The sequence below is a fragment of the Alkalihalobacillus phoenicis genome, from assembly GCF_047302405.1.
In the GTDB taxonomy this organism is placed as follows: Bacteria; Bacillota; Bacilli; order Bacillales; family Bacillaceae_D; genus Alkalihalobacillus.
Genome location: NZ_CP154853.1, coordinates 383,763 through 409,077, shown reverse-complemented (window position 1 = coordinate 409,077; position 25,315 = coordinate 383,763). Strand labels below are relative to the sequence as shown.

22 protein-coding genes and 1 other annotated feature are annotated in these 25,315 nt (G+C 37.3%); of the genes, 7 read left to right on the top strand and 15 right to left on the bottom strand.

Annotated elements, in window-relative coordinates:
- Window positions 1-78 precede the first annotated feature (78 nt).
- Complete coding sequence (locus AA0017_RS01865; protein WP_413378981.1) at window positions 79-333, top strand: YtzH-like family protein; 255 nt, start codon at window positions 79-81, stop codon at window positions 331-333.
- Window positions 334-534: 201 nt separating this feature from the next.
- On the opposite strand, the gene AA0017_RS01860 is transcribed toward AA0017_RS01865, so the two are convergent.
- Window positions 535-1,326, bottom strand: coding sequence for a phosphotransferase family protein (locus AA0017_RS01860; protein WP_413382334.1), 792 nt, complete (start codon window positions 1,324-1,326; stop codon window positions 535-537).
- 143 nt (window positions 1,327-1,469) lie between these two features.
- Complete coding sequence (pulA, locus tag AA0017_RS01855; RefSeq protein WP_413378979.1) at window positions 1,470-3,614, bottom strand: type I pullulanase; 2,145 nt, start codon at window positions 3,612-3,614, stop codon at window positions 1,470-1,472.
- A 261-nt stretch (window positions 3,615-3,875) separates the two neighbouring features.
- Here pulA and purU point away from each other — a divergent pair, with 261 nt between their 5' ends.
- Window positions 3,876-4,748, top strand: a complete 873-nt coding sequence (purU, locus tag AA0017_RS01850; RefSeq protein WP_413378977.1) for a formyltetrahydrofolate deformylase — start codon at window positions 3,876-3,878, stop codon at window positions 4,746-4,748.
- Between the two features lie 64 nt (window positions 4,749-4,812).
- Here purU and AA0017_RS01845 read toward each other — a convergent pair whose 3' ends face one another.
- The 3 genes from AA0017_RS01845 to thpR form a co-directional block, all read right to left on the bottom strand.
- Window positions 4,813-5,142 (bottom strand): type II toxin-antitoxin system HicB family antitoxin, encoded by a 330-nt coding sequence (locus tag AA0017_RS01845; RefSeq protein ID WP_413378975.1) that lies wholly within the window; start codon window positions 5,140-5,142, stop codon window positions 4,813-4,815.
- Between the two features lie 225 nt (window positions 5,143-5,367).
- Entirely contained in the window at window positions 5,368-6,297 is a 930-nt protein-coding gene (locus AA0017_RS01840) for an NERD domain-containing protein (RefSeq protein WP_413378973.1), read from the bottom strand.
- Between the two features lie 59 nt (window positions 6,298-6,356).
- The gene (gene thpR, locus AA0017_RS01835; protein WP_413378971.1) at window positions 6,357-6,926 is read right to left on the bottom strand and encodes an RNA 2',3'-cyclic phosphodiesterase; all 570 of its coding nucleotides are present in this window, start codon (window positions 6,924-6,926) and stop codon (window positions 6,357-6,359) included.
- A 124-nt stretch (window positions 6,927-7,050) separates the two neighbouring features.
- Here thpR and cysK point away from each other — a divergent pair, with 124 nt between their 5' ends.
- A complete protein-coding gene (cysK, locus tag AA0017_RS01830; protein WP_413378969.1) occupies window positions 7,051-7,989 on the top strand; it encodes a cysteine synthase A in 939 nt (312 codons plus the stop codon).
- Between the two features lie 318 nt (window positions 7,990-8,307).
- Here cysK and pepV read toward each other — a convergent pair whose 3' ends face one another.
- Window positions 8,308-9,732 carry a dipeptidase PepV gene (gene pepV, locus AA0017_RS01825; protein WP_413378967.1) on the bottom strand — a complete coding sequence of 475 codons (1,425 nt, stop codon included), beginning with the start codon at window positions 9,730-9,732 and terminating at the stop codon, window positions 8,308-8,310.
- 345 nt (window positions 9,733-10,077) lie between these two features.
- On the opposite strand from pepV, the gene AA0017_RS01820 reads away from it, so the two are divergent.
- Complete coding sequence (locus AA0017_RS01820) at window positions 10,078-10,296, top strand: DeoR family transcriptional regulator (protein WP_413378965.1); 219 nt, start codon at window positions 10,078-10,080, stop codon at window positions 10,294-10,296.
- A 41-nt stretch (window positions 10,297-10,337) separates the two neighbouring features.
- Here AA0017_RS01820 and AA0017_RS01815 read toward each other — a convergent pair whose 3' ends face one another.
- The 7 genes from AA0017_RS01815 to AA0017_RS01785 all read right to left on the bottom strand — a co-directional run bounded on the left by AA0017_RS01815 (window position 10,338) and on the right by AA0017_RS01785 (window position 17,417).
- Window positions 10,338-11,054 (bottom strand): pseudouridine synthase, encoded by a 717-nt coding sequence (locus tag AA0017_RS01815; protein ID WP_413378963.1) that lies wholly within the window; start codon window positions 11,052-11,054, stop codon window positions 10,338-10,340.
- Complete coding sequence (locus AA0017_RS01810) at window positions 11,038-11,727, bottom strand: hypothetical protein (RefSeq protein WP_413378961.1); 690 nt, start codon at window positions 11,725-11,727, stop codon at window positions 11,038-11,040. Before AA0017_RS01810 ends, AA0017_RS01815 begins: the two co-directional genes overlap by 17 nt.
- Window positions 11,728-11,789: 62 nt before the next feature.
- Window positions 11,790-12,965 (bottom strand): rod shape-determining protein RodA, encoded by a 1,176-nt coding sequence (rodA, locus tag AA0017_RS01805; protein WP_413378959.1) that lies wholly within the window; start codon window positions 12,963-12,965, stop codon window positions 11,790-11,792.
- Between the two features lie 34 nt (window positions 12,966-12,999).
- Window positions 13,000-14,154, bottom strand: a complete 1,155-nt coding sequence (gene ftsW / locus AA0017_RS01800) for a putative lipid II flippase FtsW (protein ID WP_413378957.1) — start codon at window positions 14,152-14,154, stop codon at window positions 13,000-13,002.
- A 186-nt stretch (window positions 14,155-14,340) separates the two neighbouring features.
- Window positions 14,341-15,975, bottom strand: coding sequence for a putative polysaccharide biosynthesis protein (locus AA0017_RS01795; protein ID WP_413378955.1), 1,635 nt, complete (start codon window positions 15,973-15,975; stop codon window positions 14,341-14,343).
- Window positions 15,976-16,030: 55 nt separating this feature from the next.
- Entirely contained in the window at window positions 16,031-16,432 is a 402-nt protein-coding gene (locus tag AA0017_RS01790) for a secondary thiamine-phosphate synthase enzyme YjbQ (protein ID WP_413378953.1), read from the bottom strand.
- A gap of 304 nt (window positions 16,433-16,736) precedes the next feature.
- Complete coding sequence (locus tag AA0017_RS01785) at window positions 16,737-17,417, bottom strand: N-acetylmuramoyl-L-alanine amidase family protein (RefSeq protein ID WP_413378951.1); 681 nt, start codon at window positions 17,415-17,417, stop codon at window positions 16,737-16,739.
- Window positions 17,418-17,621: 204 nt separating this feature from the next.
- Here AA0017_RS01785 and AA0017_RS01780 point away from each other — a divergent pair, with 204 nt between their 5' ends.
- Window positions 17,622-18,884 (top strand): NAD(P)/FAD-dependent oxidoreductase, encoded by a 1,263-nt coding sequence (locus tag AA0017_RS01780; RefSeq protein ID WP_413378949.1) that lies wholly within the window; start codon window positions 17,622-17,624, stop codon window positions 18,882-18,884.
- A 331-nt stretch (window positions 18,885-19,215) separates the two neighbouring features.
- On the opposite strand, the gene leuS is transcribed toward AA0017_RS01780, so the two are convergent.
- Window positions 19,216-21,636: a leucine--tRNA ligase gene (gene leuS, locus AA0017_RS01775; RefSeq protein WP_413378947.1), complete on the bottom strand. Its 2,421-nt coding sequence runs from the start codon at window positions 21,634-21,636 to the stop codon at window positions 19,216-19,218.
- 307 nt (window positions 21,637-21,943) lie between these two features.
- Window positions 21,944-22,163: a binding site (T-box leader), on the bottom strand.
- Window positions 22,164-22,211: 48 nt separating this feature from the next.
- Window positions 22,212-23,432: an MDR family MFS transporter gene (locus tag AA0017_RS01770; protein WP_413378945.1), complete on the bottom strand. Its 1,221-nt coding sequence runs from the start codon at window positions 23,430-23,432 to the stop codon at window positions 22,212-22,214.
- A 232-nt stretch (window positions 23,433-23,664) separates the two neighbouring features.
- Between AA0017_RS01770 and AA0017_RS01765 the strand changes: the two genes are divergently transcribed.
- Window positions 23,665-24,618: a TIGR01212 family radical SAM protein gene (locus AA0017_RS01765; RefSeq protein WP_413378943.1), complete on the top strand. Its 954-nt coding sequence runs from the start codon at window positions 23,665-23,667 to the stop codon at window positions 24,616-24,618.
- A gap of 64 nt (window positions 24,619-24,682) precedes the next feature.
- Window positions 24,683-25,255: a class I SAM-dependent methyltransferase gene (locus tag AA0017_RS01760; protein WP_413378941.1), complete on the top strand. Its 573-nt coding sequence runs from the start codon at window positions 24,683-24,685 to the stop codon at window positions 25,253-25,255.
- The last annotated feature ends 60 nt before the right edge of the window (window positions 25,256-25,315 follow it).

Sequence of the window (25,315 nt, the reverse complement as noted above, 5' to 3'; positions counted from 1 at the left end):
AGATGAGCTGTATATATTTTTCAACAAAAGCTTATCCTATTCCTATAAAAAGAAATTGGAACAAAAGGAGATAATCATATGCCGTTAACAACTGAACATAAACTTGGATTACTAATGGATCTCCTCCAAAATGAAATTAGTGAACAGTACATGACCAGCCACGAAAAACATCAATTGCTTGAATTATTAATAACGCTCAAAAATGAAAGCTCGTTAAGAGAAGAAACGTTACAGACAATTAATGAAATACAAGGTTATTCATTTGACCATCCTTGGCCACATGCCGATGTAGAAAATTGGTTAAATACCTTTCAAAACCAAATTGACCAATAAAACAACATTTTTCTACACGATTTCCCCGGAAATATTTTCTTTCAACAATGCTACTTTCTTATTTCAACAAAAAAGCTCTTCCTTGTGAAAAGGAGAGCTTTTCAGGTTGTATGCGATTTGGTCTTTTAATTAACATAATTTTATACTGTTTCTCCACAAAACTGAGCTACTTATTATGAAAAGAAAAGCTCTTTGTTTATTTTATTTCAAAAATGTGATTAAATACCGTTTCATCTCTTCTGCTTGTTCATACTCAGCTCTTTCAAGATGCCAAATAATTGAAGCAATTGATTGAGATATCACATACCATTGCATTCTTTCTTGTAATGAATCCCCTAAATCAAGGCCGTATTGTGCGATCCAATCATTCCAATCTTCCTTGCTAATATATGTATATAAAAGCAAACCAAGATCAAGAGCGGGATCCGCTACAATCGCTCCATCCCAATCGATTAAGTACAGTTGCTCTTCTTCTGTTAGCATCCAATTATTATGATTAATGTCTGAATGACAAACGACATAATGTTCGTAATCAATGTTTGGCAATTTCTCTTTTAAATAGTTCATCCCTTGTTTAACTGGTTCATCGACTATATCAAAAAGTTGCAATTGCAATCTTAAGTTCTCATAAATAACATCAGGTGTTAATGGTTCATTTCCAATCCGTTTAAACATATCTAATAATTCACTTGAACCATGAATTTTTGCTAACAAATTAGCGACCATTTCTTTATTCATTTCATAAGACTTTAATTCCCTACCATGCACCCAGCGTTGAGCTGTCACAACATCGCCATTTTCTAAACGCTTTGTCCAAAGTAATTTCGGAACAATGCCTTCAGCAGAAAGTACTGCTAAAAAAGGTGATGAATTGCGTTTCAAAAAAACTTTCTGGTCACCTTGCTGGGCTATATATGCTTCTCCAGTTATACCACCAGCTGGCTTCACCTTCCAGCCTTCTCCTAAGAACATTTCCAACCAATTCACCCTCAATTTCATTAACTTTCTTCACAATCACAAACACACTTTATAAGTATAGCTTATTTTTGCTTAAACTACCTTAAAAAATTTATTTTTTCTTCATTCAAACACAACTGAGCAGAGCTACAGCTATGTACTCTGCTCTGCCCAATAATTTATAATTTTACACAAACAACTGTAGAAAGAGGGTTCACTTCTAAACTCTCTCCATTGAATGTATACAATGGTATCAGAGATGCAGCTTGCTCGTCAACGACAACCTGCCAATTTCCATAGTCAAAAGAGAACTGTTTTTTATGCATACTCACATTAAAGATAACGATAATGTCCTTCCATTCCCCGTATTGTTCTACTTCTTTTAACATAAAGGCTAAACACCCATCACTTGTTTTTAGCCATTTAATATGTTCAAAAATTTGTTTATACGTTGGCAATCTAAACGCCCCATGAGCTTTACGAATCGCGATTAACCCTTTTATAAATTCAACATTCTCTCGGTACTCATAACAACGTTCCCAATCAAATTGGTTAATAAAATCATCGGCATTGTACGAATTCTCATCCCCATATTTAGTCCGGAAAAATTCCTGCCCTGCATGTAAAAATGGAACACCTTGTGATAACAATACAAGTGCACTGGCTAAGCGGTGGCGCTTCATTCTTATCACGTTCTCTTCCTTAGTACTTCGTTCGAGTTTATCCCACAAAGTATGATTATCATGTGCCTCAACATAATGAATCGCTTGTTGAGGCAATTGAAATAGTTCTGGATTTCCTAATACACCAGACATTAGTTGCTGCATATCAATCTGTTCTCCATGAATAAATCCTTGTGCGGCTATGGCAAAAGTACTCCCTTTAATTACATCACGAAAATGATCTTCAAAAAAAGCAAGCTCTGGAATTTGTTTCGCTTGTGATAAAGTCGCCCTCTTTTCAACTGGGTAGGCAGTGGCTAAATCCCACCCTTCCCCTAATAACAGAGCATTCGGTTTCCTTTTCTTTACTTTGTAAGCGACTTGTTTCATCGTTTCAATATCAATAATCCCCATTAAATCAAAACGAAAACCATCTACATCATATTCTTCAAGCCAGTAGGTGACACAATCAACAATAAATTTTTGCACCATTTTTCTTTCTGTCGCTAAATCGTTCCCTACACCCGTTCCATTACTAAGTTGCCCATTAGGACTGATGCGGAAATAATAACCCGGAACAAGCTTCTCAAAATCAGATAGTTCTTGGATGTAGACATGATTAAAAACGACATCCAAGATAACTTTTAAATTATTTTGATGAAGTGTAGCGATCATTTCTTTTAATTCGCTCACTCGCGTATATCCGTGATAAGGGTCTGTGGAGTAACTTCCTTCAGGAGCAAAATAATGTACGGGATCATACCCCCAATTGTATTGCTTTTGCCAATTCGCTTCATCGACACTGCCAAAATCATTCACCGGTAACAACTCTACATGAGTTATACCGAGCTGCTTTAAATAATCTAACCCAGAGCGGATACCTTGGATCGTAACCGTATTTTTTTCCATCAGGCCTTCATATTTACCCTTGGCAACGATTCCGTTATTTCTCCCAATCGTAAAGTCACGTATATGAAGTTCATAAATAATCGCATCATGATTTGTAACAGGGTGACTATAAATTGGCCAATCACTCGGATCCGTTTTTCTCAAATCCCCAATCATCGCCTTTTGTCCGTTAACCGTAAGCATTTTTGCATATGGGTCATTGGCTTTTCTCCATTCCCCATTAATCGATATTTCTAACTGATAAAAGGAACATTCAAAATCGCCTTCTAACGTCACCCTCCATACACCTTTTTCCGTTCTAATTAGCGGAATAATCCGATATTTATCATCGTTCCAATCATTCGTTAAAAGCAAATTCATCGCATTAGCAGTAGGGGCCCAAACGGCTACCGTCGTTTTTTCTTTAAGATAATGAACGCCAAGATCATTCCCTGAATAATAATATAACTGATCAAATAACTCAGTTCGAACGAGTGTAGAAGCAATTCCAATAACTGCTCTATCTTCGTTTAATTGAAGATAACTTATTTGACCTAATATATATGGCTCTTCTAACTTTAAGATTAATCGATTTGCTCCAATGCTTTCTATAAAAAAGGAAAGCTGTTGATGTGTATCACTTTTTATGTGAAGTAGATTTATGTCTTCCATTTCAAGATATTTTTCTAATTCAGCCTCTATAGTAAAGAAGTCTATTAGTTGTACATTTTTTAAAATCGTTTGACTGATAAGTTGTTGTTTAGCTTGATCCATCCATTCGACCCCTTTCGAGAGAGTTCTATTCTTTCTGTCAATCTTCTATACTATCATCATTACCTATGAACTCACTTTTTAAAACAAAACGATGCCTAATTTCTCATGAACAAGCCTATTTTTTTAATCAACCAAAAACACAGAATTATTGTATTCTTCTTAACTAATGCTAGGCAAAAGAAAGATATTCCCTTAAAATAAGAAGGTCAAAGTGTGGATTTAATTTATCCACACTTTATCTTTATGATCGGAGGAAGTGTAATGCCTAAAGAAACAACAACGAATCGAGTTCGCCTTCTCGTTTCATGTAAAGACCGAGCTGGTATCGTTTCAGCTATCTCAACTTTTTTATCTAATCATGGTGCCAATATTGTCCAATCTGATCAATATTCAACTGATCCCATTGGTGGTATGTTTTTTATGCGAATCGAATTTGATTTATCACCTGAAACGAGCCCTTTTGAAAAATTAAAAAAGGATTTCTTTGAGATTGCGAAAACCTTTTATTTTGATTGGAAAATGTCATTAGCAAGTAAGAAGAAAAAGATGGCCATTTTTGTATCAAAAGAGGATCATTGTTTAATGGAACTGTTATGGAAATGGAAGGCAGGAGAATTGAATGTTGATATTCCCCTTGTCATTAGCAACCATACGAACAACCAACAAGCCATTGAAGCATATGGGATTCCCTTTCATTATATTCCTGTAACTAAGGATACAAAACAACAATCCGAACAAAAAGCAATTGATTTAATCAAAGAAGCAGATGTTGATTTTTCTGTCTTGGCAAGATATATGCAAATTTTATCACCATCATTTGTCCAAGCTTTCCCACATCAAATCATTAACATTCATCACTCTTTTTTACCTGCATTTATTGGAGCCAACCCTTATGCAAAAGCATTTGAACGTGGTGTAAAGCTAATTGGTGCAACGGCTCATTATGTAACAAATGATTTAGATGAAGGACCGATTATTGAACAAGATGTATTAAGAGCCAACCATCGCTATTCAACAGAACAACTTCGAGTCGCTGGACGAAATGTCGAACGAGTCACTTTAGCAAGAGCAGTCCAATGGCATATCAACGATCAAGTCATCGTGCATGGTAATAAAACCGTCGTCTTTTCATAAAATGAATAAATCGAAAAAAGCAGATGTGTCGATTGTATAATCGACCATCTGCTTTCATTTGAGGTTAGCCTCTTTTCTCGTGCAACGTTTGCAATTCTAAATTGATATAAGTAAACTCTTCATCACTCATATCTTGTTCTAAAAAAATAAGCTGACCACCAGTTTGTGCTTCTGGTAATAAATGTTCTCCGTTCTTTTTAATCCACAAATTCAGAGATTCCGTTAATCCCTTTTTTGCTTCATAAATAGTGTCACCAAAACTGACGCATCCATCTACTCCATTAATTTCAAACATGAACTCAGTTCCACCCACCCAGTTTGGCACGCGCCGAACAGTCCAAGAAAAAACATCTGGTTGAACGATATGAATTTGCTCCGATCTCCCATTAATCATGTAGTCCCTCCTTCAAACCATTCATTCGTTCAGAAAATTACGTTCTATGAAACGTAAAGGAATCCTCCTCATTATGCGTTCATAATTAAGGAGGAGTCTTTATCCTTGCTTTATTTTCCATCAATTCCCTATTGAAGGGATATTAAAACCCTTATTCACAAATCTCATAAATGACACATACCAAGTTATTATAAAGATTTTGGCTAAGCTTTTCAAGAATAATATTCATTTTTCCGAATCAGCGATGTCTTCAACCTCTTCCCCATCTTCCATTACTTTTGTCTGACAATAGGAAAGAAGTGTGCTCGTAATTTGAAACTGTGTCTTTTTTAATGGAGACGGGTGTTTAATTAACTTTTCTTTCCATTGCTTAAAATTACGTTTATCCACAAACTCAACCTTTGAGCCTTTTAGTTTATTATCAATAATACTATTTGGCGATAGTACGACTTTACGAATCTCCGTATGTACGTTTTTTTGCTTTAAAATTTGCTGCACAATTTTCTCCATCCGTGTTAATTCCAATAAAGGGCTAAGTCTTTTTTTCCTCTTTTCATGAATATACTCTAGCCAAAATCGCTCCGAACTGGCTTCAAACACACTTAAATCCTCACCACTTAGCATCGTCAGACAAAGAATATCAGTTGGGCTTATAAGAAGAATTTCAAATTCGATTTCGGCATTTTTGAGGTAAAAAATAGGTTCATAAAACAAAAAATAGTTTTCTGGAATATCAATACATAATTGCTTCAGCCATTTGTCTTGGAAAAAATCTTCATCTAAATTAGAACGTTCACCTAAAGAAGAGCTTGCCCATGTTATTTGGGATTCAAACACCGAATTTAAATATTCCTCTCTTTTTTTCTGTAACGATTCGTCTAACGGCCTTGAAGCATTTTTTTCTAAAAAAGGTTCTTCAAGTTTTTTCCATAATTTTATCGAGTTCCAAATGGGGTGTTGCGACCATTTAGTAAGAAGCTTTTGTTGAGGCGCTTCATATGATTCGATTTCCTCTAAGCGATTTTGAGCTTGTTCCCATTCAGATTTAATATAATACCAACGCTCTTTTTTCATCCTAGTAAATTGGCTTGAATAATGATTTAAGTCTATTTGGTAGCGAGAAACATAATCAGATAACTTTACTAAATGAGCCATGGGCTCCCTCCCTCAGTCGAGCGATATCGATGTCTTTTAAAGTTTATCTATTATATCGGTCACTCTTTCCTTCCTTCAATAGATTTTTTTAACGGAAAGGTCGCAACCACTTCATATTTAGGTACACTTTTTATATTCGTTTGAAATAAACAAAATTCGGTTACAGACCAGGCCGATATTTTTTGTAGTTTTGGTGGTGGCTCATAGTCAAATGGAGCGTTCCACTTCCTTGCCAGTGTAATATGTGGAGCAAATGGTCGACTATCTACTTCGTAACCAAATCGTTCACATATACTTGCGATAAGCTGTTGATTATGAACTAGAGCGGGTTCATTCAAAACACTCTGCCAAAAAATACGTGGTTTAGCTACTTGACCAAAGGTTCCGGCTTGTCCTAGTGTAAGCTGAAAAGGAGATAAATGATTCACCCCTAAATAGAGTTGCTTGACTAAGTTCTGTTTCGTTTTATCCTCACAAGTGCCTAGAAAAAAAAGAGTCAAATGATAATCTTCCGGATGGACCCATCTTTGAAATGGATAACTATCTTTTATCAATCGTGTATACTGATTAAGCACTGATTTGATGTCAGCTGGTAGGTCAATCCCTATAAAATAATGTTTTAAGTTCATTTTTCCCCTCCTTGACTAAGCTTTTTTTATGACATCTACTCACTATCCTTAACTTAACACGTTTTGAACATTCCCTCTTACGTATGATAAAATAAAAGGACTGAATAAAAGAGGAAGTGAAAACATGAAAGTTGTTTCAAATATGGCCGAATTGATTGGTGAAACACCTTTAGTTCGCCTCAATCGGATTACCAATCCAAATGGTGCGACCGTGTATTTAAAAATGGAAATGCAAAACCCAAGTGGCAGTGTAAAAGATCGGGCGGCCTATCAAATGATTGTCGAAGCCGAAAAAAATGGTCAATTAAAGCCAGGCTCCACCATTATTGAACCAACATCCGGCAATACAGGAATCGGCTTAGCAATGAACGCTGCGGCTCGTGGATACCGTGCGATTATTGTGATGCCTGATACAATGTCAAAGGAACGAATCAATTTATTAAAAGCATACGGAGCTGAAGTGGTTTTAACTGATGGTGATAAAAAGATGCCAGGTGCGATTGATAAAGCGTATGAGTTACATAATGAAATTAAGGATAGCTTTTTACCCATGCAATTTGAAAATGAAGCCAACCCAAATGCCCACCGTCAAACAACGGCTATTGAAATTAAAGAAGCAATGGACGAGCTCCAGAAACCTTTATCAGCTTTTATCGCCGCTTCTGGAACAGGTGGTACAATTACAGGAACTGGTGAAGAATTAAAGAAATTTTACCCTAAATGTACCGTTCATGTTGTCGAACCTGCTGGCTCACCAGTCTTATCAGGAGGCAGACCGGGTCCACACAAATTAGTTGGAACGAGTCCGGGATTTATTCCACCGATTTTAAATCAAAATGTTTATGATGATATTTTTAAAATTGAAGATGGAGATGCCTATCAAACTACAAGAGATCTCGCTCAAAAAGAAGGAATATTAGTTGGACCATCATCAGGTGCTGCTTGTTTTGCGGCCATGAAGGTAGCTGAAAAGTTATCTCCAGATGAAATCGTTGTGGCGATTGCTTGTGATACGGGCGAACGTTATTTATCAACGGATTTGTTTGATTTCGAACAAGAATAATGATTTTAGGATTTATCGGTCTACTTCACCTGTAGAGATTGATGTCTACACAGAACGTATGTCTATAGTAAGTGAATTTCATATAAACGGGCTGTCCCAAAAGTCATAAAATGATCTTTGAGGGTTCAGCCCCTTTTTTGAATATTTTACAAGTGAGAGAGGAGACATCGCTCCATGTCCACCTAGCTAATCTCATTCAAAAATACATCGCCTTCTTCTATTTAAGAGCTTTTGGTGCAGCTCCTTATTGGGATGTTCATTGCTCCAATTAGAATTTTTTCAGCATACTCTTCCCTTCACTCATTACCACTTCATTCATTATTTCGCCAATTCGTAAAAAGCCTCTGCGTAAATGGCTGTCATTTTGATGAGATCGTCAATGAAAATATGTTCATCCTTCTGATGGGCAAGGTCTTCTCTTCCTGGAAATTGAGCACCAAAAGCGACTCCCTTTTTTAAGGCACGTGCATATGTGGCCCCACCTGTTGAAAGCAATGTCGCTTTTTCACCAGTTTGTCGCTCATATACGTTTTGTAAAATTTTTATTTCTGGTTCATCTTCTGCTACATAATTCGCTTCCATCTTGCTTTTGAGCTCACACTTAATCATTAATGCGTCTAATGTTTTTTTCAACGTAGAAAACACTTCATTTAGTTCCACTTCAACAGGACAGCGGATATTCAAGCCAACTGTCGCATCTCCATCTTGTTCAAAATTAAATTTTCCCGCATTCACCGTCAGTTCACCAGAAATATGATCCTTTGCGTCTATCCCTAAAGCTTTTCCTTTCTCGTCAAGTTGATGAACAATAAACGTCAAATAGTTTTTGGCACGCTTTTGCATCGGCCATTTCGATAAAAATAGAGCAAGAATTCTTGCCGCATTTTTTCCTTTTTCTGGTGTGGAGCCATGAGCAGATATTCCGTTCACACATATTCGCACTTCATCTTTTACGATTTCATATGTACCATTATGCTGTTCCTGTTTGAGCCATTGTTTAAACTGAGTACACACTTTTTGCTGCTCTGATTCACTTTTCACTACTAAAATCGCTTCCGCATAATCAGGAACCATATTCAAACGTTCTCCTGCTCGAAAGGTTTGTAAAATCATTGGTTGGTCCTTCATTTTTGCTAAACTAGCTTCTTCTTTTTCAAAACTTAGCCTTAAATCAAGTAAGCCTTTTTCCGCATGAATAATTGGAAAGTCAGCATCTGGTGCTATCCCAAAACTCGGCATCTCTTCATGTTGACGATAATAATCCACACAGCGCCAATCACTTTCTTCATCGGTTCCGATAATCATTCGAATTCTTTTAGATAAAGCTAAACCACTCTCTTTAATGATTTTCATCGCATAATAAGCGGCCATCGTTGGTCCTTTATCATCCATCGCTCCTCTAGCATAAATACGACCATCCCTAATGTTAGCGGCAAACGGAGGAGAGCTCCAACCATTGCCTGCTGGGACAACATCTAAATGACACAATACACCTATCATTTCCTTTCCCATTCCTAATTCAATGATTCCAGCATAACCATCCACATTTTTTACAAAAAATTCATCTTTCTCTCCAATATTTAACATAAACTGTAAAGCTGCATCAATTTGCTGACCAAATGGTTGGGTCGCACTAGCTGTTGATTCCTCTAATATGCTTTGGATTTGGAGGAATTTCTGTGTTTCAGTAATCAGATTCTCTTGTCTTTTTTTTGCTTCATCTAACCAATTTAATGTTGACATTTTTAATCTCCTTGTCAGTGAATATGTCAAAACTTTTGATTGTTTTTTAAAAATAGTGTACACTATAAGCAAACGAGGGAAATTGATTTTGAATTTCATTATAAATCAATATTTACATTTCCATATCCCTACCACATGATCTAATAGTCTTAACAACGAATTTTATTATTATTATTATGGAACACCCGGTTGCTTTGTTTTAGATATCAACTCGGGAAGATGTGTAATCAGTATCCCTTGTCACTAATTTCCGGTCAATTAGTCATCAGTCTGCATGTCGTAGCCACTTGCTACATACACATTTTAGTAAAGACTAGACTTAATTAAGAAAGAAGGAGTGATTTTTTGAATACTTCAACTGATCGTATGCTGACTCGCATTAAATCCATTTACCTCTACATCAAACAAAGGGGAACCGTCACGACGAATGAATTGGTTGAAGAGTTCGGGATTACGCAACGGACGATCCAACGAGATTTAAACGTATTAGAGTATAACAAGCTTGTTGAAAGTCCTACACGAGGAAAATGGAGCGTTACAAATAAGAAGATCCGCATATCATAATTTCAGGTATAGAAACCCAGTCTTGTTGTAAAGGCTGGGTTTCACCGTTCTATGAGCCAACCCATTTCCTGTTCTGTTAATTCTCTGTAAGCTCCAGGTGCTAACGTTTCGTCTAACTCCAATTTGCCAATTTTTGCTCGTTTTAATTCGACCACTTCTTTTCCAACCGAAATAAACATCCGTTTTACTTGATGAAACTTCCCTTCTGTTATCGTTAAAGAAATCCGTGAATAAGGACCTGCTTCCATTATCGTTAAATCAGCTGGTTTAGTCACATAACCGTCCTCCAATTTAACCCCTTTAGCGAAGGCTTCAATATCCTTCTCTGTCACTTCTCCTTTTACTTTTGCAATATAAGTTTTCTCCACATGTTTTCGCGGTGACATGAGCGAATGTGAGAAATTTCCGTCATTTGTAATTAACAGCAAACCTTCTGTATCCTTATCCAACCTGCCTACCGGAAATGGTTCATAAATCCGAATTTCGTCAGCCGATAATAAATCAATCACTGTTTTATGCTCGTCATCCTCCGTTGCTGAAATGACTCCTTTTGGTTTGTTTAACATTAAGTATATATTTGGTTTATATGTAACAAGTTCATCCCCAATTACGACTTCATCTCGACTCGGCTCCACTTTAACTGCCCCATCTTTGACTGGATCGCCATTGATTTTCACAAATCCTTTTTTTAAAAGTTGTTTGACGTCCTTTCTCGAGCCATAGCCCATGTTCGCCAATAGTTTATCTAATCGAATCATCGCTTTTCTCCTGTTCTAATTGGTCCTTAATCTTTTTCGCAAAGCCTCCCAAATCACCTGCAAAATAGGCTTTATTCACGCCACAAATGATTTGTTTTGCAGTGCTTTCAAATAACTCCTTAGGTAAACCTTGCTCCTGCCATTGTTGCTCAAATGATTGAATCAATTGCAAGGTCATTTTGGTCGCAAGCTGATTCGTTCTTCGAATATCGACCTCTGTTCCTATCACAATTCTCACCTCTTTGGAGAATAAGGGTTCAAGAGTTCGTTTAAAAAACTGGCTCTCTATTGGAAGTACAAGTGTCATTTCTTTTTGAGCAATAGCCTCTTTCGCATGACCAGCTAACTTACATGCGATTATTTTATCAAAAGAGCACCATTTTCGCACATCCGCACTCATTAAAGCGGTTGCCATATGGATGACTTCAACATCTGCTTTTAAAACATCATTCATTTCAGCAAAAAAATCAACATACCCTTCTTTAGGCAAACAAAGGAAAAGTCTCGTCGCTGACCTCAGCTCTTCTTTTGACCAATACCGAACAAATGAATACTTCTGCTTTAGTTGCAAGGCGGTTTGTTCATTTCGGCTATATATAGCAACCGGCTCTTTCTCCTTCCAAAAATATAATAATGTTTCAGCCAGTCTACCTGAGCCAATCATCACATTCAAGTTCATCCCCCTCTTTTCAGTCAATGAAAAAGAAAGAGCTGTTAATCTTTTGATTAGCAACTCTACTCCAATTCATCACTTTCAAACATATAATGTTTTGTTCTCATATTTACATTCATGACGATACCCATTGCAATCATATTCGTCAAAAGGGCACTACCACCGTAACTGATAAACGGTAAGGCGAGTCCAGTAATCGGCATTAAACCAACCGTCATCGCAATATTTTGGAAAATTTGAAACACCATTAAACCGATAATACCAGCAACTAAATAAGTTCCATATAAATTGTTACACGTTAAAGCAATAATAACCATCCGATAAAATAATAAAAAATACGTAACAAGTAAAATCGTCGCACCAATAAAACCAAATTCTTCACCTATTACGGTAAAAATAAAGTCCGTATGAATTTCTGGAATCCGATCACTTTGAGTTTGGGTCCCTTGCAAGTAACCAGCACCGTATAGCTGACCAGCACCAATTCCTTTGAGAGCTTCTACTAGTTGAAAACCTTCGCCACTTGCTGTGCCTCGTGGATCTAGCCAGCCATAAATTCGGCTCAATTGATGATCTTTAATAAAAATATTAAAGATTTCAAAATGGTTATTATGAAGCCAAATAAGAGCTCCGAGTCCAGAAATGACTAGCCCGACTAACGATAAGATAATGCGCCAGCCGATTCCAGACACAATTATCATCGTAGCAATAACAGCCGCTATCACAAGAGCCGTCCCTAAATCTGGTTGTTGTAATACTAAAAAGAATGGTGGCAAACCGACCGCTAAAATTTTTACTAAGATAATCAAATCAGTCTTAATATCATAGCTACGCCGAGCTACGGTAATTTTATATAAAAGATGGGCCAAAGCGAGTACAACAAAGACCTTCATTAATTCAGATGGTTGAATCGTTGTAACGCCTAAGTCCAACCATCTCGTTGCTCCGTTTCTCTCCACTCCTAATGGTGTTTCAACGAGAATTAATAAAATCATTCCGACGATGTATAAAGGAGCCGAAAAGTTCTTAAACAAATCATAATCAAGAACCATCATGACTCCCATCACGACAAAACTAGCCGCATAAAGTATCAATTGTCTTTGTACATAATGCATAGGATCGACACTATATTGACCAGCCGCACTATATATCGCTAATAAACTAAAACACATAAGCACAAACAACAAAAATAAGGTTGTATAATCAATTTGTTGTAGGCTCGATTTTTGCTCTTTCATTGTCTCCTCCAAACGAAACAACAAACAATCTATATTAAGCTGGAACTTGTTCGTCCAGTTGTCCTTTTAACCGTTGTTGTCTTATATTATTTCTCGAAATATTTGCAACGATCGCTAAGCCAATAAAGCTCACAAGTAGCGAGGAACCCCCATTACTAAGCAATGGAAGAGGCACACCTGTAATCGGTAATAGCCCTGTAACTGCTCCTACATTAAAGACAATTTGAATCGCCAATTGAAAAGTTATCCCAAACGCGAGCAAACTTCCAAACGGGGACTTACACCTTGTCCCAATTACAACTCCACGGAAAATGATAATCGAATAACAAATAAAAACAAATAACACACCAAAAATCCCTAGTTCTTCCGCAATAATTGCCAAGATAAAATCGGTATGAGCCTCTGGCAAATAAAGCAACTTCTGCACACTTAACCCAAGGCCTGTCCCACTTAAACCACCATGAGCAATCGCAATATAGGACTGAATCAGTTGATACCCATCCCCCCACATCTCAGCAAACGGATCTGTAAAAGAAGTAATCCTCTGCATTCGATAAGGTTCATCTCGAACAAAAAAGATAAACATCACTGCACCTACTGAGATGAGACCAAATAAATGGCGAAACCTAGCTCCCGAAAAGAAGGCAAGTAGTATAGCTACAATCATAATCGAGGTCGCTGTCCCTAAATCCGGTTGCAGCATAATTAAGCCAAAAATAACACCGACCATAATAAGGGGAGGCATTACGCCCGTTAAAAATTTATCAATGTATGCTTGTTTTTGTGTATAAACTTGAGCTAAGTAGATGATAACTCCGAGCTTTACAAACTCTGAAGGCTGTATGACACCTAACCCAGGCAAACGAATCCAACGTTCAGCACCACTTACCGTGTGACCAATACCTGGCATCTTTACTAAAATTAATAAAATAATCGAAACGACAATAACGATCACTGATAATTTCCGATAAAAACGATAGGGGAAATGCATCACAAATAAAAATACGAGTGACGCTAAGCCAAACCACATCACTTGTCTTTTGATAAAATAGTAGGGGTCTTGAAGATTTTGATCGGTATAAGCTAACACATAGCTTGCACTAAAAACCATAAGAAGGCCGAAAGCGGATAACAGGAGTATGGTTATAATTAAAGTCCAATCATTATCTTTCCAAAAAGAGTATTTCATTTCATCCCCAACTTTCCCTAGCCTTTTTCTATGTATCGCTAGTGCGTTGCAAGCTTAATTATAGCAAACGTTCCTCTAATTCAAAAGAGCCATTCCCTGTCAACAAATGTCTATTTTTTTACCAAAATGTATATTTTACGCCCCTTCTGATGAAGGGGCGCAGTAATTTTACAAGATTTTCGTTGTTCATTCACGATGACGCTGTTTTTTATAATTTAATAAATCAAATCGATCCCCGAGTATTTGACCTGCTAAACGCGAGCGAACCGCTAAGAAAAAGTAAATAATCACTCCAACGGCTACTCCTAGAAGCATGACGATAAAACTATTAAATCGACTCGTTAAAGGGAAGAATAATTGCATCCCTTCATTAACAATCCAAACGCCAGCGGCCATCACACCGGAAAAGATTGAAATAAGCAGCAATCTTTTTAAAATAAAACCATAATGAAAATCAGCATAATGTCCAATCGCCCAGACATTAATTCCAATCGCAACAAGAAAACCTAGATAACTAGAAATAATAGCTCCATATTCTCCAAAAAGGACAATAAACAAATAGTTCGTAGCCAACTTAAACAATAATCCAATAATTAACGCGACAACAGCAAACTTTTGGCGATTCATCCCTTGTAAAATCGCTCCTGTTACGGCAAAAAGGGAAAATAAAAGTGTAATGGGACCATAAGAACTTAAAATCGCTCCACCTAGTACCTCATTGTCATAACCATAAAGCGAAATATAAATGCTGTCTCCTAATGTCGCCATCCCAACAGCAGCCGGGAAAGAAATAAATAAAATGATTTGATAGGTTTGCGTAATTTGTTTTTGTAAAGTGATTTGGTCATTGTTCGTAAACGATTTAGTAATCGTCGGAACGAGTGTGATCGATAACGCTGTTGCGAGTGCCATTGGGATTAAGACAATTTTATGAACCGTACCCGTAAAAATCCCAAAAAATGCAGTCCCTTCTTCAAATCCAATCGCACTTAAGCCAGCCTTCACTGTAAACAAATCAACAAATTGAAACAATGGAATCGCTAATCCAACAAAAGATAACGGTAACGCATAGACAATTAATTCCTTATACATTTCCTTCAGCTTTATCTCATGACGTACCGTACTTGATTCAACCTGTTCTAATATTCCTTTACGCCTTTTGATCCAAAAATAAATTAAAACGCCTAAACCACCAATCGCTCCAACAAAAGCTCCAAATGTAGCAAAACCAACAGCTAAGACAAGATTACCCGTGCCAATATTCATAATTAAAAAAGCAGCGGCTAAAATAAAGCAAATGCGGACAATTTGCTCTACAACCTGTGAGACACTTGTCGGTCCCATCGATTGGTACCCTTGGAAAAAACCACGGATAATCGCCATTAATGGCACAATAATTAAGGCAAAACTGACCATACGAATGGCAAAGATAATATCATCTAAAACATAATCGCCTATTCCTTTTGTAGCATCTGGTGAAATATATGGTGCCATCACAGGTGCTAAGAAAAATAATAATAAAAACGCAAGAAAACCAGTTATCGACATTAAGATTAATCCAGAACGGAACAAACGATAACCTGTATAATAATCATCCAAAGCTTGATATTTGGAAACAAATTTAGAAACGGCAAGCGGAACTCCTGCCGTTGCTAGGCTAAGCATCACCGTATAAGGAATATAGCCAAATTGATACAAGCCAATACCCGCTGACCCTACTAGATGATTAAAAGGAATAATATAAATAAAACCAAGGATTTTGGAAATCAATGTTGCCGCGGTTAACACCATCGTTCCACGTAATAATTTTGAATCTGCCATCCGTTCCTCCTATGCTTCTCTCGATTCCTTCTCGATCTAAAATGCTTTAACGAAATTACCCTTCGATAATCTTTACATAGTAAGTACGATGACGTGGACCATCAAATTCGCAAAAATAAATGCCTTGCCAAGTACCTAAAATAAGTTTTTCTTTTTCAATAATGATCGTTTGAGAACTACCAACCGTACTTGCCTTTAAATGAGCGGCGGAATTGCCCTCCATATGACGATATTTTGAATGCAACCAAGGATACACTTCATCCCACCTCATTAACATATCGTGCACAACATCAGGATCTGCGTTCTCATTTATCGTAATGCCAGCTGTTGTATGAGGGCAATAAATGTTGACTAAGCCGTTTTTCACTCCTGCCCCAGAAACAAGCTTTTCAATTGCTCTTGTTATATCAATCATTTCATCACGAGAATTAGTTTGGATGCTTTGTTTAATTAGCATTTTAATTGCCTCAACTTCCTTTTATTTATGTATTCATTCATGAACTCGTCTATTTATACACCTTTGACTATACTACTGAACTTTCTTCTTTTCAAATAAATTCAGGTAGTGAGAGTAAAGTTAATAACATAAAAGAGACATTTTTCCCTTGTCTAAATGGACAAAAGCTTGCCGACCATCTCAAAACGAGACTTTGTCGACAAGCTAAGCAGCGAGTGGAGTAAGACAAATTAAGCTCATATCCGATGTTTTTCAGTTGCTCCCGTGAAGTCCCTCTTGGAAGCAAAAAATGAGAAGTACATGCTCATTCGACTTCATCGATTAAAATTAACGTAAAATACTCCTCTAATGCACTTGATAACGCTTTGACAATTTCTGTTCTTTTTTGTTCATCCAACATCATCGCCCGGTCATTCCCATTACTTAAAAAACCTAATTCTACGATGACAGATGCTGTCTCCGTATGATTCATTAAGTAGTATTTTTTCCCTTTAATTGGACTACGTTTTGTTTCGTAATAGCTATTTAAATGATTTTGGATAACCTCAGCCAAAAATAAGCTTTTTTCACTTTTTTGATAAATGACAATCGGACCATGGGCCTGTCGATTTTTTGCCCAATTCACATGTAAGCTTAGAAATACTTTTGGTTTTAAGGAATTGACAATCATCGTCCTTTGTAATAAATCCTTTTGATGCCTACTCGCCCTTCTCCCAATATAATCATCACTTAAAGCATAATCATGAATTCGCGTAATCGCCACCCGGTACGAATCCCCTTTTAATTCTTCATATAATTCTAAACCAAATTGAAGATTTATTTCTTTTTCAAGAATTCCTTTGATAGATGTTCCACCATCTACTCCACCATGCCCAACATCAATCACAACATCATAAGTGGGCTTCCAATAGGCTTTTACATTCTCTATTTGAATAAAAGGGATAACCATAACAATGATAAAAATAAACCAAAAGCGACTTCTCACATTTTTAACTCCTTACCTTTCATATGGTTCTATTTTTCATTAGGAACAATCGTTCTATTCATATAAAATGAGAAATCGTTCAAAAGATGTATGTAATGATGGCTCCAGGTTCATTCTGATGATATGATTAAGGGCGATATTAATTTGAGCACTATAGTTTTAATTTTTTTACAAATTTAGCTCACAAATAAAAGGGTGAAAGAAATGTATGATGTTATCATAATTGGCGGCGGTCCCTCGGGTTTAATGGCCTCCGTTGCTGCTTCTACACATGGAGCAAATGTTTTATTAATTGATAAAGGCGATAAGTTAGGAAGAAAATTAGCCATTTCCGGTGGAGGACGTTGCAATGTAACCAACCGAATGGAAAGAAAGCAGCTAATTGAACATATCCCTGGAAACGGTAAGTTTATGCATAGTCCTTTCTCTATATTTGATAATGAAAACATCATTACCTTTTTTGAGGATTTAGGGATTAAGTTAAAGGAAGAAGATCGCGGACGGATGTTTCCAGTAAGCGACAAAGCCAAAACGGTTGTCGATGCCTTAATAAATAAAATGATTACATTAGGAGTAAAAGTTCGCACAAACTGCAAAGTAAGCGATATTCTTTTTGATGATGAAAAAGTTCAAGCTGTTCAACTACAGGACGGCACCATTATCGAAACAAAAAATGTGATTGTCGCAGCTGGTGGTAAATCCGTTCCCCATACTGGCAGTACTGGTGATGGGTACCCATGGGCCCAAAAAGCAGGTCATACAATTACCGAGCTATATCCAACGGAAGTTCCGATTACATCTAATGAAACATTTATTCAAAATAAAACGTTACAAGGTCTTGCCTTACGTGAAATTGAACTTTCCGTTATTAACCCAAAAGGAAAAACGATTATTACTCATGAAGGCGATATGTTGTTTACCCATTTTGGCCTCTCTGGCCCAGCCGTTTTACGCTGCAGTCAATTTGTTGTCAAAGCCTTAAAGAAATTCAAGACACCTACAGTCGAAATGCAAATTGACCTTATGCCGACCATGCATCAGGAAGAAGTATTTCAGAATTTAATTAAAAAGCTAAAGGATGAACCAAAAAAATCGGTTCGAAACGTTCTAAAAGGATTTTTACCTGAACGATTTATAACGTTTTTATTTGAGCATTTAAATATTGATGCTAGTCTAACCGCAGCAAGTTTACCACATGAGGACGTTCGAAAGTTAGCTTCTGCTACTAAACAATTTTCAATCCAAGTCAACGGTACCTTATCAATAGAAAAAGCCTTTGTTACGGGCGGAGGCGTTTCAGTCAAAGAAATCGAACCGAAATCGATGCATTCCCGTAAAAAGAATGGTCTTTATTTTTGTGGAGAAGTACTCGATATTCATGGCTATACAGGTGGCTATAATATTACATGTGCTTTTTCAACCGGATATACTGCCGGAAAATCTGCAGCAGAACGCCTAGAAACTTAATGCTACACCTCCATAATGGTGCTGTGTTTTGTCGAATTAAATCGTTTTAAACTTCAGAGTGAAAAAGAAGATACCTATTCTGCTACTCTCTAACTTCCTTCGGCTTGATGATTCCCTTTGCCGCTCTTATTCGAGTGCTTTTGGACTCATTCGGGCCCTTTGATTCCCTTTGCCGCTCTTATTCGATCGCTTTTGGACTCATTCGGGCCCTTTGATTCCCTTTTCTGCTCTTATTCAACTGCCTCAGGCTTCGTTGACCTCCTTTGATTCCGCTACGCAAAAGAACGTGCACTAGCCCCAAAGCTAGCACACGTTCTTCCTATTTCTTTATTTATCCAACAACGATATTAACTAATTTCCCTGGTACTGCAATGACTTTGCGTACGGATTTGCCTTCCATCGCTGCTTTCACTTTATCATCTTCTAAGGCTAATTCCTGCATTTGCTCACGGTTTGCATCAGCTGGAATTACAAGTTTAGCTTTGACTTTCCCATTGATTTGGACAACGACTTCGATTTCGTTCTCGACTAACCAGTTTTCATCGTATTCTGGCCACTCCACATAAGAAATCGTTCCTTCATGACCTAACTTATGCCACAATTCCTCAGCTAAGTGCGGCACAATCGGGGCAATTAATTTCACAAATCCTTCCATTAGTTCTTTTGGAAGTTTTTCTTGTTTGTAAGCTTCATTAATGAACACCATTAATTGAGAAATCGCAACATTGAAACGTAAACCTTCTATGTCCTCCGTCACTTTTTTCACTGTCTGATGATAAACACGAGTTAACGTATCAGATCCAACACAATCTTGAATCGCTTCACTTAAATCACCTGATTGCTCGTTCATAAATAAGCGCCAAATTCGATCTAAGAAACGTCTTGAACCATCTAACCCATTAGTTGACCAAGCAATGGAAGCATCTAAAGGTCCCATGAACATTTCGTATAAACGTAACGTATCTGCACCATGACTCTCCACCACTTCATCCGGATTAACAACATTTCCTTTTGATTTACTCATTTTCTCATTGTTTTCCCCTAAGATCATTCCTTGGTTATAAAGCTTTTGGAATGGCTCTTTTGTTGGAACAACACCAATATCGTATAAAAATTTATGCCAAAAACGAGCATATAATAAGTGAAGAACTGCATGTTCCTGACCACCAATATAAATATCAACTGGTAACCATTGCTTTAATTTTTCTGGATCGGCTAAATCATCACTATTTTTTGGATCAATATACCTTAAATAGTACCAGCAGCTTCCCGCCCAGTTAGGCATTGTATTGGTTTCACGACGTCCCTTTTTGCCTGTCTTTGGATCAACGACTTCTAACCATTTTTTATTATTAGCAAGTGGAGATTCCCCTGTATCAGAAGGCTTAATCTCTGACATTACAGGAAGAGTTAATGGTAATTCTTCCTCTTTTAGCGGTGACATTGTACCATCTTCCCAATGAATAATTGGAATTGGCTCCCCCCAATATCGCTGACGACTAAACAACCAATCACGTAAACGATAGGTAACTTTCTTCGTACCAAGACCTTTTTCTTCTAGCCAATCAATCATTTTTGCAATCGCTTCTTCTTTTCCAAAACCATCTAAGAAATCAGAGTTCACATGGCTACCGTCCCCAACATATGCTTCTTTGGAAACATCACCACCAGCCACTACTTCTCTAATAGGCAATTTAAAAGTTTTTGCAAATTCATAATCGCGCTCATCATGAGCTGGAACCGCCATAATCGCACCCGTTCCGTAACTGGCTAAAACATAGTCACCAATCCAAACTGGGATTTTCTCTCCATTTGCTGGATTAATTGCATAAGCACCTGTAAAAACACCCGTTTTTTCTTTAGAAAGTTCAGTCCGTTCTAGGTCACTCTTTGACGATACCTCTTTTTTATATGCTTCAACGCTCGCTCGTTCGCTTTCAGTTGTGATTGCCTCAACAAACTTATGCTCAGGAGCAAGGACCATATAAGTTGCACCAAATAATGTATCTGGTCTTGTCGTAAAAACAGTCACTTCTTTATCATGATCGGCAATTTTAAAGGTAACTTCAGCCCCTTCAGAACGTCCAATCCAGTTACGCTGCATTTCTTTAATACTTTCTGGCCAATCCAACTCCTCTAAATCATCGATCAAACGGTCAGCGTAAGCAGTAATTTTAAGCATCCATTGTTTCATCGGACGTCGTTCTACCGGATGATCACCTCGTTCACTTTTGCCATCAATAACCTCTTCATTCGCTAAAACCGTCCCTAAAGCTGGACACCAGTTAACAGCTACCTCATCAATATAAGCTAAATCATGTTCATAAAGCTTTAAGAAAATCCATTGTGTCCATTTATAATAGTCAGGATCCGTTGTGGCGACTTCACGCTCCCAATCATAAGAAAAGCCTAATGATTTAATTTGACGGCGGAATGTATTAATATTTTTAGTCGTGAATTCCGCTGGATCATTCCCTGTATCTAATGCGTATTGTTCCGCTGGTAATCCAAAAGCATCCCAACCCATCGGGTGAAGGACATTATAACCTTGCATTCTTTTAAAACGTGATAAAATATCGGTCGCCGTATAACCTTCTGGATGTCCAACATGAAGCCCAGCTCCTGATGGGAACGGGAACATATCTAATGCATAAAATTTTTCTTTATCCTTATCTTCCGTTGTTTGGAAAGTGTTATTTTCTTCCCAGTATCGCTGCCATTTCTTTTCAATTTTTTGATGTGAAAAAGACATAATTTTTCCTCCTTAAATATAAAGCGAAGCCTGTTCGGTCAGAAGCGAGAATATCAAGGATCAACGCTAAGTTCGCGCCATCCTGCCGCAACGCCTTGTACCCACGTCCTGTGGGCAGGGGCGGCTTCTGAAGACGCTTTTTGTCTTCATCAGACGAACCGATTTTTCTCGAGCTTCTAACGGACGTAGCTAAATGAAATCTCATTCTTCATGATGTGTTTCATGGTTTTGCTCATTTTTATGATTCAATATCTTAGGGAGCCGCTTCTACAAAAATAGAAAAAACCCTCATCCCAAGACATTGTTTGTCAGGGACGAGAGTTTGAATTAATTCCCGCGGTACCACCCAAATTAGCAAAAATAACTTTTGCTCACTTTAGCATTGTTAACGAGTATGACCCGTTGAGAATTACTTTTCATTCATCCTCAAGACTAAAAGGGGAGTTCACTAATCCTTTTGACTGACTCGCACCAACCGACAGCTCTCTGAATTTTCCAGGTAATAGTTACTGGTCCTTTGTTTCAAACGTCTTTTTTACTTATTATTTGTATTGTATGAATTGAAACTCTTACTGTCAAGCGTCATACGTGGAATTCTCTTCATTTTGACCAATTTCTCGTTTATTTTGTGTTTGTAATGGCCTCTGATAAATACTTGCTGTAAAAATCGCGACCAAAATGAAACCTAAAAGAACATAAATCATAATTTGAAAAGAATAAAGGTCTACCAATAAACCACCAAATAATGGCCCGACCATCTTCCCGCTTGTCGAAACACTATTTACAATTCCTTGAAAGGAGCCTTCTTTTCCTTTAGGTGCAAGATTATGGGCAATCGTTGGAACAACAGGCCAGAAAAACATTTCTCCAACTGTCAAAATAATCATAGCAACCATAAATCCTACAAAAAACTCTACTTGTGATAGGACGACATAAGAGATAAAAAATAACACAATCCCTACAACCATTTGCCTTCTTAAGGAAGTAACCCACTTTTTAATAAATATAGACAAAATCGGTTGAGCTAATACAATCATCAAACCATTAACGGTCCAAAATAAACTATATTGTTGTAATGTCAAACCTAAGTTTTGTGAATGTACAGAGACATTTGCTTGCCATTGTGTATAAGCGAGCCAACAAATAAAAAAACTAACGAGCACTAATCCAAGTGAATAATACACTTGTTTACTTAACTTCTTCACAGCTGCAGCTTCGATCGAAACCGTTGCTCCAGTCTCTTGTTTTGGTTGAATTTTTCTAAATGTAATCGCCACAAAAAGGAGGACAAAGACATAGACCATAGCATTTGCATAAAAAACGGTTGTCAATTCAACTGAGGCAATGATTCCGATACAAGCAGTCCCTACAGCAATTCCTAAATTTTGAGCAACATACATCGCATTAAATGGTTTACGACCACCATCCGGCCAAATACTCCCTGCTAATGCATACATCGCAGGGAAAGTTGCGCCTGCTCCATAACCTATCCCAATTAAACAAAGGGTATATCCGAGAACCGTCGAATGAGCAAAGGCAAGAACAAAAGTTGATACAACCGCAATACTTAACCCTAATAAAATCGTTTTATACGCACCAATCTTATCAAATAGTTTGCCGCCTGTCATATTTCCTAACACACCAGCACCTGAATGGATAAATAATATAAGCCCTGCAACCGTCAATGATTTTCCTAACTCCTGATGGATAATCAACGAATTTAAAGGCCATAAAAAAGAAGCCCCTGTTATTTGGACGGCAACGGCAATAAGTAAAAACCAAAGTGATTTGGGCAATTCGCTCTCTCCCTGTTTATCTAGTTTACTTTTCTATATAACACCCTTTGTGGCAAACTTATAAAACTTGTTTCTCCCCAAAACTATTTCCTTCGATACTCTAAATACTAATACTATATTAGAATCCTAAAAATGACAATTGATTTTTTTGGATGTTGGTTCTCTTTTAGGAGCGTGCTAAAATATGAAGAGAAAAGTTAATTTGCTCGTTAAATAAAGGATGATTATATAGATGAAACAAGTTAAAGAGGGTACACCTGTGCACTTTCAACATAAACGATTTTTTACATGGAACGAACATTTACGTGAACAATTTGGGACAAAGGTTTTTAAAGTCCCACTAGATGCTGGTTTTGATTGTCCAAACCGAGATGGTAACGTGGCGTTCGGTGGTTGCACTTTTTGTAGCGAAAGAGGCTCGGGTGATTTTGCAGGCAATCGTCAAGATGATTTAGTTACGCAATTTCATACGATAAAAAACCGGATGCACCGGAAGTGGAAAGAAGGGCAATATATTGGCTATTTTCAAGCGTACACAAATACGTATGCTCCTGTTGAAACGTTAAAAAGCTATTATGAAATTATTTTACAGCAAGAAGGGGTCGTTGGTTTATCGATTGCGACTAGACCGGATTGTTTACCAGATGACGTTGTTGAATATTTAGCGGAATTAAACGAACGTACTTATCTTTGGGTCGAGCTTGGATTACAAACGGCTCATGATAAAACAGGACGCATCATCAACCGTGCTCATGATTATCAATGTTATGTAGACGGGGTTAATAAATTAAGAAAGCATGGCATTCGTGTCTGTGCTCATATTATTAATGGATTGCCGCTCGAAACAACCGAAATGATGTTAGAGACTGCCAAACAAGTCGCCAACCTTGATGTACAAGGAATAAAAATTCACTTGCTCCATTTGCTAAAAAAGACACCGATGGTTAAACAATTTGAAAAAGGGCTACTAGAGCTAATGACACTTGAGGATTACGTGAATGTTGTCGTCGACCAACTAGAAATTCTACCTCCTAATATGATTGTTCATCGCTTAACTGGAGACGGTCCTGGAGAGTTAATGATTGGCCCAATGTGGAGCACAGGAAAATGGACCGTACTAAATGCAATTGAAAAAGAGTTACTACGTCGAAATAGTTGGCAAGGGAAGTATTATGCAGAGAAATAGAAGAAGACCTGAATGATTTAAAACATATAAAGAGTATCTTTTGTAAAAAATAGGAGTGACGATAATGAAAATAGCGGGTATTTTACCATTCGCTCGTACCCTTTTAACTCAAGCTTTAAATGAAGGTGACATTGCGATTGATTGTACGGCTGGCAAAGGAAACGATACAATCACACTGGCTAAATTAGTCGGGGCAACTGGACATGTTTATAGCTTTGATATTCAAGAAGAAGCCATTCATCAAACAGCAACAAAAGTAAAAAGCGAACAGTTTAATGAGCGTGTAACCTTATTTCAGCAAGGTCATGAAACATTTGAAAATATGATTCCAACGGCTCATCTTAACGAAATAAAGGCTGCGATCTTTAATTTAGGCTATTTACCTGGTGGCGATAAAACGATCGTCACAAAACCTGATTCAACCTTGAAAGCCATTCAACAATTGCTCAAGCATATGCCAAAAGAGGGTCTAATCGTTTTAGTCATTTACCACGGTCATGAGGAAGGAAAAGTGGAGCGTGATTCCATTATCAATTTTGTCACCAATCTTGATCAAAAAGAAGCCCATGTATTAAATTATCGCTTTATCAATCAAAAAAATGATCCTCCCTTTATTATTGCGATCGAAAAAAGATAAATTTTGATGGCTTGACATTTTGCCAAGCAAGCTCGAAAATGGAATGAATGGCTTTGATTT

What these genes read in the sequence shown, in the direction of transcription:
- AA0017_RS01790 (WP_413378953.1), bottom strand. Translation starts at nt 16,432, where the DNA reads ATGCTAATTAAACAAAGCATCCAAACTAATTCTCGTGATGAAATGATT.
- AA0017_RS01865 (WP_413378981.1), top strand. Translation starts at nt 79, where the DNA reads ATGCCGTTAACAACTGAACATAAACTTGGATTACTAATGGATCTCCTC.
- pepV (WP_413378967.1), bottom strand. Translation starts at nt 9,732, where the DNA reads ATGTCAACATTAAATTGGTTAGATGAAGCAAAAAAAAGACAAGAGAAT.
- AA0017_RS01765 (WP_413378943.1), top strand. Translation starts at nt 23,665, where the DNA reads ATGAAACAAGTTAAAGAGGGTACACCTGTGCACTTTCAACATAAACGA.
- thpR (WP_413378971.1), bottom strand. Translation starts at nt 6,926, where the DNA reads ATGAACTTAAAACATTATTTTATAGGGATTGACCTACCAGCTGACATC.
- leuS (WP_413378947.1), bottom strand. Translation starts at nt 21,636, where the DNA reads ATGTCTTTTTCACATCAAAAAATTGAAAAGAAATGGCAGCGATACTGG.
- pulA (WP_413378979.1), bottom strand. Translation starts at nt 3,614, where the DNA reads ATGGATCAAGCTAAACAACAACTTATCAGTCAAACGATTTTAAAAAAT.
- AA0017_RS01840 (WP_413378973.1), bottom strand. Translation starts at nt 6,297, where the DNA reads ATGGCTCATTTAGTAAAGTTATCTGATTATGTTTCTCGCTACCAAATA.
- AA0017_RS01780 (WP_413378949.1), top strand. Translation starts at nt 17,622, where the DNA reads ATGTATGATGTTATCATAATTGGCGGCGGTCCCTCGGGTTTAATGGCC.
- AA0017_RS01795 (WP_413378955.1), bottom strand. Translation starts at nt 15,975, where the DNA reads ATGGCAGATTCAAAATTATTACGTGGAACGATGGTGTTAACCGCGGCA.
- rodA (WP_413378959.1), bottom strand. Translation starts at nt 12,965, where the DNA reads ATGAAAGAGCAAAAATCGAGCCTACAACAAATTGATTATACAACCTTA.
- purU (WP_413378977.1), top strand. Translation starts at nt 3,876, where the DNA reads ATGCCTAAAGAAACAACAACGAATCGAGTTCGCCTTCTCGTTTCATGT.
- cysK (WP_413378969.1), top strand. Translation starts at nt 7,051, where the DNA reads ATGAAAGTTGTTTCAAATATGGCCGAATTGATTGGTGAAACACCTTTA.
- AA0017_RS01760 (WP_413378941.1), top strand. Translation starts at nt 24,683, where the DNA reads ATGAAAATAGCGGGTATTTTACCATTCGCTCGTACCCTTTTAACTCAA.
- AA0017_RS01815 (WP_413378963.1), bottom strand. Translation starts at nt 11,054, where the DNA reads ATGATTCGATTAGATAAACTATTGGCGAACATGGGCTATGGCTCGAGA.
- ftsW (WP_413378957.1), bottom strand. Translation starts at nt 14,154, where the DNA reads ATGAAATACTCTTTTTGGAAAGATAATGATTGGACTTTAATTATAACC.
- AA0017_RS01845 (WP_413378975.1), bottom strand. Translation starts at nt 5,142, where the DNA reads ATGATTAATGGGAGATCGGAGCAAATTCATATCGTTCAACCAGATGTT.